Origin of the sequence: Oleiharenicola lentus (assembly GCF_051660365.1) — a bacterium.
In the GTDB taxonomy this organism is placed as follows: Bacteria; Verrucomicrobiota; Verrucomicrobiia; order Opitutales; family Opitutaceae; genus Lacunisphaera; species Lacunisphaera lenta_A.
The window spans coordinates 1,094,981-1,113,208 of record NZ_JBOZXB010000001.1; the positions used below are offsets into that span (position 1 = coordinate 1,094,981).

The following is an 18,228-nucleotide window of genomic DNA, read 5'->3' on the forward strand; positions in this document are numbered from 1 at the left end:
ACGTTTCGCACTTCCTCAAATCATCCCGCGCAACCTTGCTTGCGCGACCAACTCTGCGGTGTTCGTCGCGCCGAGTTTTGCCATGACGTTCGCGCGGTGAAACTCCACCGTGCGCAGGCCAATGCCGTAAAAATCCGCGACCTCGCGACTCGTCAGACCTTCGATGATTTTTGTCAGCACCTCCTGCTCGCGCCGCGATAAAATCTTTCCCAGCGCTTCCGGCTTGCCGCCCTCCTGCGCCAGCGTTTCCAGAAAACGCGCGGAGAAATAATTCCGCCCCGACGCCACCGCCGTCAACGCCTCCTCCAGTTTTTCCGGATCGGTGTCTTTTTCCAAATAGCCTTCCGCGCCGCTCTCCCGCACGCGCGTCAACGCCAGCGGATCCATCAACGACGAAAACACCAGCGCCCGGGCCTGCGGTCTTGCCTGTCGCGCCGCCCGCACAAAATCGAGTCCGTCCATGCCGGGTAATTGCAGGTCCACGATCATCAGTTCAGGCCGCCGGCTCGTGAGCATCCCAAGCGCTTCTTCAGCCGAACTCGCCGAGCCGACCAATTCGAAACGCGCATGCGCGGCGAGCCATTGCTCCATGAAGAGACGAAACATTCCCTGATCCTCCACTAACAAAGTGCGCGTGCGCGGCGTGTTCACGGTGAAACGTTACAGGTTCGCCCGCGGCAGTGTAAATCCAATCTCCGTGCCGCCACCCGGCACGTCGAAAACTTCCAAACGCGTGCCAAGCGCGCGCGCGATCTCGACGCACAACCGCAGCCCCAGCCCGCGACCGAAGCCCCACGGATGCACACTATTATTTTCGGCCGACTGGCCGCCGATCAAGGCGCGTGCGTCCGCCGGCAATCCCGGGCCATCATCACGCACGCTCACGCGCACGCCGCCGCCTTCGGCCTCGCGCGCCAGCACGTGCACGCGCGTGCGCGCGGATTTCACCGCGTTCGACACGAGATTGCGCACGAGGGTTTGCGCCGGCACCAAGTCAGTGCGCACGCGCAGACCGGTCTCGACGATCGCCTCCAACGTCACGCCTCGCTGCGCGGCCATGGCTCGGTGCAACTCCACCGCCGGCGCGACGATGCCGGCGCCGGCCAAGTCCCCCGCGCGACCGGACTCGGTGCGCAGCCGCGTCCACAACACCACATCTTCCAGCAACAGCAGTAACTGACGACCAGTCTGCGCCGCCTGACTGGGAAAATTTTCGTGCACCGGCGTCTGTTCCGCCGCGAGCGTCAACGCCGTCAGCGGACTGCGCAGGTCGTGACCGAGCACGGCCATCATGCGATCTTTGTCACCGTTCGCGCTTTCCAATTCGCGCGTGCGCTCACGCACTTCCTGCTCGAGTTCGACCGCGTAATTTTCCTGCATCGCATGCCGGCGCTCCGCCTCGGCCATCGCCGCAGTTTGTGCCGCGATTTTTTCCTGCTGCAACACGGCAAACCGATCCGCGATCGCGAGCGACAACAGCAGCATCTCCAGCGCCGAGCCGGCCATCACGATGCGCCCGATCAGCTGCACCGGAATGCCCGGCACCCACGCCACCAGCAACGGGGCGAGCCCGATGAACAGAAAACTGAACGCCACCACGAAATGCCGTGCCTGCCCCGCGCCGGCGCGCCACGCGGCAGCGGCGATCACGAGCAACGTGACGTGGGCCAGCGCACTCGCGAGCACGACGAGATTGAAAAGTGCGTTCGCTCCCGTCACCGGCACGAACAAGGTCACGACGGCTAGCAGCAACATCAGCACCTTCACTCCGCGGGCCACGCGATCTGCTTTCGGCAGGCGGACGGAGAGTTCGAGAAACCGCCGCGCAAACGCCGCCAGGCACGCGCTGCTCGTCGCGAGCAGCACGGTCATCGTCACCTCCAACACCGGCGAACCCAGCGGCAACCCGAGCAAGCCCGTTTCCCCGAGCGCCATGAAAACATGGACGATGAACGTCGCGAGATAGAGCAGGTAGCTGCCGGTGTGCGGCAGGCGCACGCGCAGCCAGAGCACGACGTTGTAGATCAGCAACGCCAGCAGCCCGCCGAAATAAACACTTTCCGCCACGATATCGCGCACCACCGCCGCATGAAACTGCAACGATTTCGGCCACCAGCCGACCTCCAGCCACAACGCCAGCCCATCCTCGTAACGCAGATAAACGACCCGTGTCCCGCGCGGCGGCACCACCAGGGGGAAAGCCGCTTCGCGGCCCCACACCGCTTTTTCTGCGACAGGAATCCATTCGCCGGAGCGCAAGTGTCGCCAGCCGAGTCCTGCGTGGCCTTGGCGAAGCAGGCCCGATGATTCCTCTTCGAGAAAAAAATCCACGCGATCCGCGTAGCGCTCCACATCCGCGAGGACGCCCGACATGGATCTGGCTTCGGGATTCACGAGCGTGACTCGCACCCAGCGCACCAACGGCGGGCTTCCTTGCAAAAGCGCCGGCGCACCGAGCGGTTGCCACGCGTCGTCGCCTAGCGCGGCGACCACGTTGGGATCATGCCCCGTGTAATCCGTGCGCAACACTTCCGTCTTTTCCGGCGCGCGCCGCGCCGAGGTATCGCTGCGATAACCGATCAGCAAAAGCCCGAGCAGCAGCAACGCCGGCGCCAGCACGCCAACCAGCGGTAACCGTGACCATTTTCGCGCGGGCGTCATGCGATCAGCGATTTCCCTCCGTGCTCTCGCCCACGGTCGGCAGAGAGAACGCGATCTCCGTGCCTCCGGCGGACAGCGCGGAAATTTCCAAGTCCGTTTGCATCGCCTGCGCGATTTCCGCGCACAACCGCAGCCCCAAGCCGCCGCGCAATTCCGCGCCTTCTCCTTTCACCGCAGCAGAGGTTTCGACTGACGAGTCGATGCCATCATGGCGCACGGCGATGCGCACGCGCCGGTCCGTCGCCGTCACCTGCACCACCACCTGCGACGCCGCGTGCTGCACCGCGTGGAAAATTAAATTTCGCATCAACGCCTGCACCGGCACGAGATCCGCCCGGAGCTGCAACTCCGGCACGGCTTCCACGACCAATTTCACTCCACGCCGCGCCGCGCCGTTGCGGTGCAGCTCCACCGCGGTCGCCACCACTCCGACCGCAGGTTGCGCCGTGGCGCGGGTCGTGCCCGCCCGCAGCCGCGCCCAGAGCACTACGTCCTCTAGCAACAACAACAGCGCGCGTCCCGTTTGTGCCGCTTCCGCGGCGAACCCCGTGCGCCCCGCAGGTGCCGCGGCCGCCGCACCGGCCTGCTCGGCGGATAATGTCAGTGCCGTGAGTGGGCCGCGCAAATCGTGGCTGAGCACGGCCATCATCCGGTCCTTGTCGGCGTTGGCGGCGGCAAGCTCGCGCGTGCGGGAGCGCACCTCATGTTCGAGTTCGTCGGCATACGCTTCCTGCATCGCCTGACGCTTCTCGGCTTCCGCCACCTGCTGGGCTTGCGCGATAATTTTCTCGCGCTGCAATCGTGCGAAACGATCGGCGATGGCGAGCGAAAGCATCAACATCTCTAGCGCCGATCCGAGCATCATCGACATCGCCGACAGCCCGAGCGGAATCGCGAGTAACCAAATGATCGCGGTCGGCAGCATGCCCGCCAGCAACAGTCCGAACGACAGCACGAAGAACCGTGCGTAATAGGCACCCGCGCGCCACGCCAGAATCGCCGCGACCAGCAGCAACGCATGCGTCGTGGCCACCCCGCCCACCGCGAGGTGCAGCCAGAGCGTGTTGTTCATCCAAGGCATGGTCAGCGCGGCGAGCGCCAGCACTCCCGCGACCGTGCCAGCATAACGCACCCCCAGGCCGACCCGCGGCACGAGCGTGCCCAATTCTAAAAACGTCGCCGCAAACCGCGTCAGAAAAAAACCGCTCGCCGCCAGCGCCGCCGTCAGGGGCATTTCCATCCACGGCGAACCGATGGCCCAGCCCGCGACTTGATGCTGCGCGCGCGCCATAAACATGAACGCGGCGACACTCCCAAGATAACCCAGATACCAGCCGATGTCGCGATACCGCAGCCGCGCCCACACAACGCCGTTGTAGATCAGGAGTGCAAACAGAATGCCGAAATAAGCCGACTCCGCGATCAGGTCGCGCAACTGCGCCGAGGCAAAGGCGCCTTCATCGGGCCACCACACCGGCCGCAGCCACACGCCGAAATAATCCTGCAAACGGAGGATTACCTGACGTTCGCCCCCGGCCGGCACTTCCATCGGAAACGCCGCATCGCGCCCCGCCAACGGTCGCTCCGCCATCGGCGCCCACTCGCCCGCGCGCAAGTTTTCCCAATTTCCATCGTTCTCTCTCACCCACGCTTCGATGCGATCGGTGTAATACTCCGCATCGGCCAGCACACCGCGCTGCGCGTCGGCTCCGGGATTGCGCAACGTGATCCGCACCCACACGGCCTCGCCGTAGAAAGATTGGATGTAACCGCTCCCGTCCCAACGGCGCCACGCGGTGTCCGGCTTTGCGCGCACGTCTTCAAAACGGAATTGTGCCGTCACATCCGGCAGCACCTCGACCGTGGAATCCCCACGCGGCAGCGCCAGCATGCCTTTGCGGTCGCCCGCGACTCCCAGCATCAAGCCGCCGAGCATCGCCGCGACTAAAACCAGCAGGCAACTGATGGGCAGCCACGTGGATGCGCGAGGAACCTCCATCCGCCCACTTCGGCAAGGCGGCTCGCGCAAAGCAAGCCCCCGGGAGCGCGCCCCCGTAGTTCTACGGGTTTTGATTTTTTGTCGTGCGGCCAGCCATTTGCGAAAACCACGCCCGATCCTTTCCGCGCACCCATGAAGACATCCGCCTGGTTTCTCCGTCACCCGCTTCGCGTCAGCCTGCTCGCCCTCGTCGCGCTCACCGCGCCGCTCACCGGCTACGTGCACGTCGACAATCTGGGAAACCAAATCCCGTTCTCGTCGAACGGCGTGATCTTTATCACGAACATGTTTCCGAAGAACCCGCTGCCGATCGCTTATTTCGGACAGAATTACCAGAACTACAACTACGTCGCCACCTACCCGATGATTCGAGAGGTCTTCCGCGTGCGCCTCACGCAGTCTGATTTTCGCGGGAGCAATTTCTCCGGCATCAACTTTTCCGGCTCGGAATTAATGGGCACAGATTGGCGTGGAGCCACGCTCAACAAAGCCACTTTCCTGGGCGTCAACGCCAGTCTCTTTTCCGATTTCTCCTTCGCCAATCTGCAGGAAACCAACTTCTACCGCGCCAACCTCACCATGTCGTTCATGACCAGTGCGGACGTGCGCAAAGCAAACTTTGCCTACGCCACTTTGTGGGGCACCGACTTCAGCAACTCCGATCTCACCCAGACCAGTTTCTTCGGCGCGGAATTCAACGACAACCTCGGCGTCTTCCAGCATGCGCGTTTCGACGGCGCCAATCTCACCAACGCCGACCTGCGCAACACGGACATCACCGACCAACAAATGGCCTCCGCCTTCACACTGGCGGGGACCAACTGGTTCCAGACCGACCTGCAGAACCGCGACTTCCGCAATATGAATTTCACCGGTGCCAACTTCCGCCAGGCCAACTTGTCAGGCACGCTCCTCGCCGGTGCCAATCTTTCCCGCGCGGACATGCGCGGCACCACCATCACCCTCGCCCAACTCCGCCAGGCCGCCTCTCTCACCTACGCGAACTTCAGCAACTATGATTTCCGCAACGCCGACCTCAGCTCGATGAATCTCGCCGGCGTGATCATCGAAAACGCGCAGTTCAACGGCGCGAATCTGACCCGCACCGATTTCACGATGAGCACGCTCACCAAAGAGCAGCTCCAATCCGCCGGCACGCTCGTCGGCGTCCAAATCGGCGCCATGGGTAACCGCGTCGACAACGTCACCTACGGCAATTGGAACGGCCTTAACCTCGCCGGTCGCGATCTCACGCAGGCTTTCCTCGCCTCGATGCGTTCGCTGGGCGCGAATTTCTCCGGTGCCGACCTGACCGGCGCCGTGGGCGGTTATCTTTATACCGGCACCGAAGCCGATCCCGTGTTCATGGAGTTCACCAGTTCCAACTTCAACGACGCCAACCTGACGTCCGTCCAGTTCAACTACTCCGACTTCCGCGCGACGACCCTGCAGCGCACGACACTCGACACCGCGCAGTTAAACTACTCGCTGCTCACCAACACCAACTTCTCCGGTGCTCACGGCGTCGCCGCCATGTTCATTTCTTCCAACCTGATCGGCGCCAACTTCACCGACGCCCATCTCTCGCGGGTCGCCTTCGACGACGCCGACATGACGCGCGCCAATCTCGCCAACGCGAACTTCACCGACGGCCAGTTCATCCGCACCAACCTCCTCAACGCCAACTTCGCCGGCGCCAACTTTACCGGGGTAAATCTCGCGGGCGCCAACCTCGGACAGAACGCCGCTGCCAACGGCGCCACCCCGATCAGCGTCGCGCAACTCCGCTCCGCCGCCGCCATCACTTCGGTCAGTCTCGGCGGCCTGAACTTCACGGGCGCCGATTTCGCCGGACTGAACTTCGGCCCAAGCAGCGGCGGCCTGGAACCCCAGTGGGGCGCCAGGTTCGGCGGCGCCAACCTCACCAACGCCACGTTCATCGGTGCCAACCTGCGCAGCACCGACTTCGTGGGGGCCACGACCACCGGCACGATCTTCACCAACGCCAACCTCTCTGGCGCCAGCATCGGCACTGCCGAACTCCGCGCGTCCGCCGGCTTCACCGGTGCGCAGTTCGTCGGCAGCACGCTCGCCAACCACAATTTTTCCAACCTCGACGTGACCGGCGTTAACTTCAACCGCGCCATCCTCGCCAACACCGACTTCACCGGTGCCACCATCACCGCCACCACGACCTTCAACGGCGCAGCCCTCGCCGGCAGCACCCTCACCCGCGCCCAGCTGCTCGCGAGCGGCGGCTCCCGCGGCCTGAATTACGCTGGCGCCACGCTCGCCGGCCTCGACTTGCACGGCGTCGACTTGGGCGTCTTCACCGCCAGCACGCTGCGCACCACCTTCAACGGCGCGACGCTCACCAACGGCAATCTCTCGAACGCCAACCTCGCCGGCGCTGATTTCCGCAACGCGAACCTCGTCAGCCTCAATCTCAACGGCGCCATCCTCAACGCCGCCGGCACGGTCATCGATGCCAATCCTGCCAACAACACATTCTTCCTCGAGCGAATGTTCCAAGGCGCGAACCTCACCAACGCCGACCTCCGCAACGCGGACGCCACCCAGGCCATCACCGCCGCGCAGCTCCGCCACGCCGGCAACCGCACGGGCATCAACCTTTCCGGCAACAATCTCTCCGGCTTCGATCTCTCCAACCTGGCGCTGGCCCAGGTGAAGTTCAACGACACCGACCTCCGCAACGTCAACTTCACCGGCGCCACCCTCACCAGCGCCGACCTCCGCAACCCCAGCGTCACCGAGGCCATCTCGGCCGCGCAGCTGCGTTCCGCCGGCAGCCTGCAGGGCGCGAATCTTTCCGGCAACAATCTCAGCAGCTACGATCTCACCAACACCAACCTCACCCAGGTCAAACTCGGCGGCGCTACGCTGACCTCCGCCAATCTCACCGGCGCCAACCTTACCGGCGCCGATCTCCGCAACGCCAACGTCGCGCAGGCGATCTCCGCCGACCAGCTCCGCAGCGCCGCCACCGCCGCGAGCGCCGACCTCCGCGGCAACAACCTCGCCGGTTTCGACGTCCACGGCGTCAACTTCACCGGCGCCGATTTCCGCACCACCACCCTCACGGGCGCCAACTTCGCTTCCGCCAATCTCGCTAGCGCCAATCTCAGCAACGCCGATGTCGCTCAGGCGATTGCCGACACCCAACTCCGCGCCGCCGCCAACGTCACCGGCGTCGACCTCCGCGGCAACAATCTCAGCGGTTTCGACGTTCACGGGGTCAATTTCTCCGGCGCCGATTTCCGCACCGCCAATGTCACCGGCACAAATTTCACCGCCGCGAATCTTTCCTCCGCCAATTTCAGCCTCACCAGCGGCGACACGCAGACCCTCGCCAACGCCCAGCTCCGCGCCGCCGCCAATCTTCAGAACATCAATCTCGCGGGCAACAGCCTGAACGGCTTCGACCTGAGCGGCCTCAATTTCGCCGCCGCGAATTTCCAGGGCGCGGACCTGCGTAATACCAACACGGCGGAAGCCATCAGCGTCGCCCAACTGCGCGCGGCGGGCAACGTCCGCAGCGTCAACCTCGCGGGCAACAATCTCTCGGGCTACTGGCTCGCGGGCCTCGACTTCACCGGCGCGAATTTCAACGGCGCCAATCTCGTCAACGGCGTCGCCGCCCGCGCGATCACCGCCGACCAGCTCCGTTCCGCCGCCGACATCCGCAACGTCAATCTCACCGGCAACGACCTCGCCGGAACCAATCTCACGAATCTCAATCTCTCGGGCGCCAACCTCGCTCACGTCAATTTCAACGGCGCCCACGTCACCGGCGCCAACTTCAGCAACGCCGATCTCCGCACCATCGACCGTGCGCGCGGCCTCAACGGCGACCAACTGCGCAGCGTCGCCAACGTCACCGGCGCCAATTTCTCCGGCAACAATCTGTCCGCTTACGACCTGACCGGCGTGAACTTCTCGAGCGCGAACCTGAGCGGAGTCAATTTCGCCACCAGCAACCTCACCACCGCACGCTTCGCCAACGCCAACGCGACCGGGGCCAACTTCACCGGCAGCAACCTCAGCGGCGCCGACCTGCGCGGCGACAACGAAGCCCACGCCGTCTCCGTCGCCCAGATCCGTTCCGCCGCGAGCGTCCTCAACGTCAACCTCAACGGCCGCACCCTCACGAATGCCAACCTCTCGGGCCTCAATCTGGCCTACGCCTATTTCAATCAAACCAACCTCACCGGCGCGAATCTCACCGGCACAACGCTGATCGGCGCCGACCTGCGCAACCCCAACACTGCCCAGACCGTTTCCATCGCGCAACTGCGCGCCAGCGCCGGTTTCACCAGCGCGGACTTCTCCGGAAATACCTACGCCGGCGCGGACATCACCGACATGGATTTCTCCTCCACTCATTTGATCGGCACCAACCTCGCCGGCGCTAACGCCGCCCGCACCAACTTCACCGGCGCCAACCTCACCAACGCCGACGTGTCGCAGGCGAGCGTCGTAGATACCACCCTCACCAACGCCAACCTCACCAACGCGGATTTCCGCCACACGAGTCGCGCCGACGCCATCACCGACACCCAGCTGCGCTCCGCCGCGAATCGCACCGGCGTCAACCTGAACGGCAACGATCTCACTAACTTCGATTTCTCCCACCTCGCCTTGGTCGGCGTGCGCATGGCCGACGCGGATGTCACCGGCACCGACTTCACCGGCGCGAATCTCCACAACGCCGATCTCTCCAATGCCAACACCGCCACGGCGATCACCATCGACCAGATCCGCTCCGCCGCCGATCTCACCGGCACACAGTTCCGTGGCAACGACTACTCCGGGGACAACCTCGCCGGCCTCGACCTGACTGGCTCCAGCTTCAGCGGGGCCAATCTCTCCCAGGCCGACGTCGACGACACCGTCTTCACCAACGCCGCTCTCGTCGGCACCAACCTCCGGGACACCGACGTCTCCACCGCGGTCTTCACCGGCGCCAATCTCTCCAACGCCGACCTGCGCAACGCCACCACCGCCCACGCCATCGCGGTCGCCCAGCTTTACGACGCCGCCAACGTCCAGGGCATCAACCTGGCGGGCAACAGCTTCCTCGGCGCAAATTTCACCAGCCCCTACGCTCCGCCTTTCAATGATGCGCTGAATCTCACGGGCGCGAACCTCTCCGGGTCCAATTTCTTCGGCGCCATCTTCAATATCGTTCTGGTCAACGCCAACCTCGCCAACGCCAACTTGCAGAACGCCTCCGTCTTTACCGCAAACTTCACGGGCGCGAATCTCAACGGCGCCGACCTCCGTAATAACAATCCCACCGGCGCCATCCGCGCCGACCAGCTCCGCTCCGCCGCCGACATTCAAAACGTCAATCTCGAGGGCAACGACCTCGCCAACGGCAACCTCCTGGGCGTGAACCTGCAGGGTGCGATCTTCGGTGCCGCCAATCTCAGCCAGACCATCCTGACCGACGCCGACCTCCGCGGCGTCGACTTGCGCTTCGCCAATCTCGCCGGCGCACGACTGAACAACGCCGATCTACGCGGCAGCCAGCTCACCGCCGCCCAGTTCCGCGGTGCGTTTTCGATCGCCGGCGCGAATCTCTCCGGCGCCAATTTGTCGGGCTACGATTTCTCCACCACCGCGGCCAACCTCACCGAGGGCGTGGCGCTCAACCAGGTCAACCTGAGCAACACGAATCTCACCGGCGCGAATTTCACCCACGCCTACCTCTCCAACAACGATCTCCGCGGCAGCAACATCACCGGCGCCCAGCTCCGCTCGGCTTACTATGCCACTGGCCTGAACTTCGCGGGCGACAATCTCACGGGACGTGACCTCGCCGAACTCAACCTCGGCACCTTCAACCTCACCGGCGCCAATTTGAGCAACGCCGATCTGCGCAAAGGAGTCTTCACGCTCAACCCCATCACCGACGCCCAACTCCGCGGCGCCTCCGCCGTCACCGGCGCGAATCTCTCCGGCCACGATTTCTCCTCGACCGACCTGCACGGCGTAAATTTCAGCGGCGCCAATTTCGCCAACGCCAACCTCAACTCGGCCAATCTCACCGGCACCACGTTTACCGGCGTAAATCTCACCGACGCCGATCTGCGCACCAGTAACGCCGCGCAAGCCGTCTCGGGAACAAGTCTCGCCGACACCAACCTCACGCGCACGCGCCTCGACGGCCTCAACCTCACGGGCGCGACGCTCGCCAACGTCACGCTGCAATCCGCCAAACTCGCTGGCACCAATCTCACCAACGCCGACCTCACCGGCGCCAATCTCACGAGCGCCGACCTTGCCGGCACCACGTTCACCGGTGCCTCCCTGCGCAACGCCAACGTTCAAAGCGCCGGCATCAACGCCACGCAGCTGCGCGCCGCCGCCGATGTCCGCGGCATCAGCATCGGCGACACCTTCCTCGGAAATTCGGATTTGAGCGGAGTAAACTTCACCGGAGCGCAGCTCAACCGCACCACGCTCAACGCGACCAATCTCACCGGCACGAATTTCTCCAACGCCAATCTCTTCGACGCCATTTTGAATTTCGCCACGCTGACCAACGCCAATCTCTCCGGTGCGAATCTGCGCGACGCCTCGGTCGATCAAGCCACGTTCGCGGGCGCGAACCTCAACGGTGCCGATCTTTCCTCCAGCGGCATCTACGGCCACCAACTCGCCCAAGCCGCCGACGTGCGCAACGTCAACCTGAGCGGCAACAGCTACGGCAACGCTGAACTCAGCGGTCTCGACCTCCGCGGCGCAAATCTCGTCGGCGCGACCTTCACTGCCGCCAGTTTCCGCAACACCAATCTAAGCGGCGCCTCGTTCACGGCGGCGCAATTCAATCACTTCACCGACCTGCGCGGCATCGGTTTGAGCGGCGTGGATCTGCGGGGATTATATTTCCTCGAGCGCAACTTCACCGGCGCCGATTTCAGCAACGCCAATCTCACCGGCGTGGACGTGACCGACGCGAATTTCGACGACGCCAATCTCACCAACACAGCCGGCACCGGCATCACCATTTCCCAACTCGTGACGCTCGCCAGCATGCAAGGGGTCAACCTCGGCGCCCGCGATTTTACTTCCGACGTTCTCACCGGCCTGAATCTCACGCGCGTCAATGTCAGCGGTTCAAATTTCCACAACGCCAACGTCAGCAACGTCACCTTCACCAGCGCCAATCTCGCCGGCTCCGACTTGCGCGGCGTCAGCGGTCACCACATCAGCGCCGACCAACTCCGTTCCGCCGCGAACGTCACCGGCGTCAATCTCGCTGGCAACAACTACACCGGTGGCAATCTCTCTAACACCAACCTCAGCGGGGCCAACGTCGCTTCCACAAATTTCACCAACGCCACACTGACCAACACCAACTTCAACGGAGCTTCGATCAGCAACGCTCAGATTCGCAGCGCCGCCGCGATCACCGGCCTCGGTCTCGCGGGCAATGATCTCACGAATTTCAACCTTTCCGGCCTCAACCTCGCCGGCGCGAAATTCCAGGACGCGATCCTCACGGGCGTGAACTTCACCGGGTCCGCGCTTAACTTCGCCGATTTCCGCAACAGCGATCCGCTGACCGCCATCACCTCCACGCAACTGCGCTCGGGACTGAATCTTTCTTCCATCAATCTCGCGGGTAACGATCTCACCGGGTTCGACCTAAGCGGCCTGAACCTACAGACGTTCAACCTCACCGGCTCGATCCTGACCGACGTCAACCTCGCCGGCGCCACGCTCAACGCCACGCTCTTCCGCCAGTTCAGCGGCAACACCAGCCTCGCCGGCGTCAATCTCTTCGGCGGCGACTTCACCGGGTTCGATCTCTCCGGCATCGATCTGCGCGGCACCCGCTTCGGCGGCGTCAATCTGACCAATGTCGATTTCACCGGCACCGATTTGCGCACCGCCTCGTTCGACAACCTCACGATTCTCGACGGCGCCATTCTCACCAACGCCAACCTCAGCGGCGTTCTGCTCTGGGACGAACATCTCCACGCCGCCGCCAGCCTCACCGGCGTCAACCTGAGCGGCAACAATCTCTACGGTCGCGATCTCTCCGCCCTCAACCTGACTGGCGCGTCGCTCGCCAACTCCAACGTCGCGACCGCTGATTTCGCCGGCACCACTCTCACCAACGCCGATCTCCGCAACGCCGACTCCGCCGAAGCGATCTCTGTCGCCCAACTGCTTTCCGCCAACGGCCTCACGGGGGTAAATCTTTCGGGTAACACGCTTACCGGCGCCGATCTTTCGACCCGCAATTTCACCGGCGCGAAGTTCGTCGGTTCGAATCTCGCCACGGGCATCCTGATCAACACCAACCTCACCAACGCCGACCTCAGCGGCGCCAGCCTCCTCAACGCCTACGCCGACGGCACCAATTTCACCGGCGCCAATCTCCGCAACGCCAGCCTCGACGGCGCCACGTTCACGAACGCCACTCTCACCGGCGCCGATCTCCGCAACACTGACTCCGTTCAGACCATCACCGGCGCGCAACTCCGCTCCGCCACCTCGATCACTGGCGCGAATCTCGCGGGCAATAATTACACGGGCGCCGATCTGACCAGCCTGAACCTGTCGACGGTCAATCTCGCCGGCACGAACCTCAACAGCGCCGACCTCCGTGGCGCGACCCTCACCGCCGCCCAGTTCGCCGGCGCCGCCGACGTTCGCAGCATCAACGTCACAAATAACGATCTCACCGATTTCAATCTGACCAATCTCGACCTCAGCGGCGCGCAGTTCACGAACACGAATGTCTCCGGCGTTAATTTCACCGGCACGCGCCTGACCAACGCCAATCTGCAGAACACCACCGCGAACGCCATCACCGCCACTCAGCTCCGGAGCGCGCTATCAGTGGCCGGGGTCAACCTGAGCGGTAACACGCTCACCGGCGCCAATCTCAGCGGCCTCACTTTCGGCGCCGCCAATTTCACCGGCACCAATCTTACCAACGCCAATCTATCTGCGGCCAACCTTGCTCTCGGCCAGCTGACTTCGGCGGTGCTCATCGGCGTCAATCTCACCAACACCACGCTCGCCGGCGCAACGCTCCAGAACGCGAGCCTGACGGGCGCGACGCTCACCGGCGCAACGCTCACCCACGTCGACCTGCGCAACACGAACGTCGCGACCGCCATCTCCTCCGCCCAGCTTCGCTCTGCCGCGAACCTCACGGAAGCCAACCTCGCAGGCAACGACCTCAGCGGCTTCAATTTGAGCGGCCTGAATCTGACCGACGCCAATCTCGCCGGTGCGACGCTCACCGCTGCCGATTTCACCGGCGCCATCCTCACGCACACCAACCTGCAAGGCGGCATCACCAACGCCCAACTCCGCTCGGCCGCAAACCTTCACTACGCGATCCTCGAAGGAAATAATCTCTCCGGTTTCAACCTCGCCGGCCTCGATCTCACGGGCACGTGGTTCACTTACGCCGACCTCAGCGGCGCCGACCTGCGTCAATCCGACGTCACCAAAGCCATCACCAGTTACCAGCTGAAATCCGCGGCCAGCGTCGCCGGCGTCAACCTCGCGGGCAACACGCTCAGCGGCGACCTTTCCAATCTCAACCTCGCGTCCGTCAACCTCGCGGGTGCCACGGCCACCGGCGTCAATCTGGGCGGCAGCAATCTGGTGAGCGCGAATCTCGCCGGTGCCAACCTCACCGACGCCACGCTCGATGGCACGGACCTGACTTCCGCGATCCTGACCGGCGCCAACTTCACCAACACGCGCGGCACCGATCTCATCGATCCAATCGCCTGGACCATTTCCCCTGATCAGCTCCGCTCGGCCAACGGCATCACCGGCATCAACCTCTCCGGTTCCAATTATATCGGCTCAAATCTGAGCAACCTCGACCTCCGTGGCGCCAACCTCTCGGGCGTTCATCTGGACGGCGCCAATGTCATCGGCCTCAACGCCAACGGCGCGCGCCTCGCCGGTGCCAATTTCAATTCCATCCAACTCCGTAATTTCGGCGATGTCCGCAATGCCGACTTCAGCGGCGCGGACTTTACCAGCGGCAGTTTCGCCGGCTTCAAGTTCGGTTTTGAAACCGGTTTCTTCACCGTTGCCAACTTGTCGGGCGCCAACTTTTCCAGCGCGAACCTCAGCGGCACCAGCTTCCAGTCTGCGCAAGTCACCAACGCCAATTTCACCAGCGCGTTGCTCAACGGCGTGAGTTTCAACGGCGCCATCGTCACCGGCGCCAACTTCTCCGGTGCCACGCTCGACCACACCGACCTCCGCAACACCAACGCCGGCCAGTCCATCACCGTTGCGCAACTCCGCTCCGCCGCGAGCTTCCAGGACGCCAACCTCGTCGGCGTGAATCTCACCGGCGGCGACTTCTCCGGCGCCAGCCTCGCCCGCGCCGGTTTCAGCGGCACCACGCTGACCTCCATTAATTTCAACCACGCCAACCTCGCCCACGCTTCCTTCGCCAACGCCACCTTCACCGGCACCACCCTCGAAGGCGCGAATCTCGCCGGCGCCAGCTTCTCCGGCGCGCGGCTCGATTACACCGACCTGCGCAACTCCAACCAAGCCGAGGCCATTACCGCCGCCCAACTGCGTTCCGCCAACTCCATCACCGGCGTCAACCTCGCGGGCAATAATCTTGCCGGGCTGGATTTTTCCAACACGCCGCTCAACCAGGCGAACCTCGAGAACGCTAACTTCGCCGGCGCCAATCTCTCCAATGCCGATCTCTCCGGCGCCAACCTGCGCAACGACGACGTCAGCCGCGCGATCACGTCCGCCCAACTCCGCAGCGCCTCCTTTATCAGCGGCATCAACGTGAGCGGCAACCTGCTCATCGGTTACGATTTCAGCGGCAAGAGCCTCGAGCGCGCCAACCTCTCGCAGACCAATGTCACCGCCGCGAATTTCACCAGCACCAGCCTGCGCGACGCCGACATCCGCGGCAGCAACCTGACCGTCGCGCAACTTCGCCAGGCGGCCAGCGGCGGCGCCAACAACACGCGCGGCATCAATTTCTCCGGCAACGATTACACCGGCGAAAACTTCAGCGGCCTCAGCCTGCGCTTCGGCAGTTTCAACGACACCAACTTCACGAGCGCGAACCTCACCAGCGTGATCTTCGGACGCGGCATGCTGTCCGGCACCGACTTCACCAACGCGAACCTCACCAGCGCGAATTTCTCCGACACCGATTGGTTTGAAAACGTAAACTTCACCGGCGCCACGCTCACGAACGCCAACCTCCGCAGCAGCAGCGCGAGCGACGTCATCACCGACGCCAACCTCCGCTCCGCCGCGAACGTCAAAGGCATCAACGTTTCCGGAAATTATTTCTGGAACTACTTGCTCGCCGCCCTCGACTTCACCGGCGCGAATTTCTCCGACGTCCGGCTCGACCACGCCGACCTTTCCGGCGCGATCCTGCAAAATGCCAATCTCGCCAACGCCATCGTCACCGGCGCAAACTTCTCTGGTGCGGATCTGCGCAACACCAACGTGGCTCAGGCGATGTCCGCCGCGCAATTCCGCGAAGCCGGCAACGTCACGAGCGTGAATCTCTCCGGCAACAATCTCAGTGGCTTCGACCTCACTGCCATCGATCTCACCGGTGCCAATCTCGCCGGCACGAAACTCACCACCGCTGATTTCTCCGGCACCACGCTCGCCGGCGTCGACCTCCGCAACACCACGCTTGCCGACGCCATCTCTTCCGCGCAACTCCGCTCCGTCGCTTCTTTCACGGGGGCCAATCTCGCGGGCAACACCCTCACCGGCTTCAATCTCTCCGGCTTGAACCTGAGTTCCGTCAACGTCTCCGGCAGCAGCCTGCGCAACGCCAACTTCACCAGCGCCACGCTCACCGGCACGATTCTAACGAACGCCGATCTGCGTAACGATCAAGCCGCGCAAGGCATCACCGCCGCCCAACTCCGTGCGTCCGGTCAACTCACCGGCGTGAACCTCGCGGGCAACACGCTCACCGGCTTCGACCTCAACGCGCTCAATTTCACCGGTGCGAATTTCTCCGGGGCGTCGCTTGCCTCCGCGAATCTGGCCAACACCAATTTCACGACCGCCAACCTCAACGCCGCCAGCGTCGCCGGCGCAACCTTCACCAGCACGATCCTAACCGGCGCCGATTTGCGCGGCGTGAGTTTCACCGGCGCGCAACTTCGCGCCGCCGGCAGTGTCACCGGCGCCAACTTCGCCGGCAACACGCTGCAAGGCGCGGACCTGACCGGCGTGGATTTCACCGGAGCCAACCTCGCCAGCGCCAATCTCCAATCGACTATCCTCAGCTCAACCAACTTCACCAACGCCAACCTCGCGAGCGTCGACTTCCGCGGCAGCAACATCACCGGCGCACAACTCCGCACGGCGGCGGATATCGGTTCACTGAATTTCTCGAACAGCGATTTCAGCAGCGCGGATTTCCACGGTCTCGTGTTCGCGAGCGGCAATTTCGCCAACACCAACCTCACAAGCGCGAATCTCTCCACGACCAACTTCAACACCGCCACGCTGGCCGGCGCCAATCTCACGAATGCCAACCTCACCGGCGCCACGCTCACGAATGCCACCCTCACGGGCGCGACCCTGACCGGCGCCAATCTTCACCAGGCGCAGCTCGCGGCGGCGATGCCGTCACTTCCCGTGATCGACGGCGCAGTCGTCACCGTGAGTTCGACGACGACCATCTCCGGTCAAACCACCATCGCCAGCTCCGGCCTGCTGAACATCGGAGCAACCACTCTTAACGCCACCACCGTCGCGCTGGCCGGTGCCCTTAATCTCGCACAAGGCGGCACGCTCAACGCCACCACCGTCAGCATCGCCAACACCGGCGTGCTCACCGCCAACGGCCACGTCCATGCCGACGTCACCGTCGCCGGCGTCATCACCGGTTCCGGCACCATCCACGGCAACCTCGACTTCGCCAGCGGCAGCATCTTGGCCCTCGGCCAGTCGCCCGGCACCCTCGCGAGCACCGGCAACGTCACGTGGGCCGGGGACGTGTTCTCCGTCTGGGAAATCAACCACGCCACGGGCACCGCCGGCACAAATTGGGATCTCCTTACCACAACCGGCCGCCTCACGCTCAGCGCGACGTCGGCCAATCCTTTCACGATCTACCTGCAATCGCTCACCCTCGATAACACGCCCGGCGAAGTGCTGAATTTCAACGCCACGCAGAACTATTCTTACACCTTCGCTCAAGCGGCCGGCGGCATTTACGGCTTCGATGCCGCCGCCTTCTCGGTCAACACCGACCTCTTCCACAACAACCTCACCGGCGGCCGGTGGTCTGTCGGTCAGAACGGCAACACCCTCGCCCTCACCTTCACCGCGTCCGCGATCCCCGAACCCTCCACCTACGCCGCCCTCTTCGGCGCAATGGTTCTCGGACTCGCACTCTACCGGAAGCGCCGAGCCACTTGACACCTATTAAGTGTCAAGTGCCACGTGGGGCTCATGCCAAGCTGCAGATTTATCTGGAACTCACGAAATCAGGCATCGATCCGCCTTTGCCGTCTTTTCCTGAGTTCCTGATTTCCGCA

General features: G+C 63.6%; 4 protein-coding genes. 1 reads left to right on the forward strand and 3 read right to left on the reverse strand.

The window, feature by feature from the left end; genetic code table 11:
- Window positions 1–15: 15 nt before the first annotated feature.
- The 3 genes from ACRRQW_RS03990 to ACRRQW_RS04000 are packed head-to-tail and all read right to left on the reverse strand — an operon-like array spanning window position 16 to window position 4,660.
- A complete protein-coding gene (locus ACRRQW_RS03990) occupies window positions 16–651 on the reverse strand; it encodes a response regulator (protein ID WP_438479964.1) in 636 nt (211 codons plus the stop codon).
- A 9-nt stretch (window positions 652–660) separates the two neighbouring features.
- On the reverse strand, window positions 661–2,661 hold the full coding sequence (locus ACRRQW_RS03995; RefSeq protein ID WP_438479965.1) for a sensor histidine kinase: 2,001 nt from the start codon (window positions 2,659–2,661) through the stop codon (window positions 661–663).
- 4 nt (window positions 2,662–2,665) lie between these two features.
- On the reverse strand, window positions 2,666–4,660 hold the full coding sequence (locus ACRRQW_RS04000) for a sensor histidine kinase (protein WP_438479966.1): 1,995 nt from the start codon (window positions 4,658–4,660) through the stop codon (window positions 2,666–2,668).
- A 132-nt stretch (window positions 4,661–4,792) separates the two neighbouring features.
- Between ACRRQW_RS04000 and ACRRQW_RS04005 the strand changes: the two genes are divergently transcribed.
- Window positions 4,793–18,109: a pentapeptide repeat-containing protein gene (locus tag ACRRQW_RS04005; RefSeq protein ID WP_438479967.1), complete on the forward strand. Its 13,317-nt coding sequence runs from the start codon at window positions 4,793–4,795 to the stop codon at window positions 18,107–18,109.
- The last annotated feature ends 119 nt before the right edge of the window (window positions 18,110–18,228 follow it).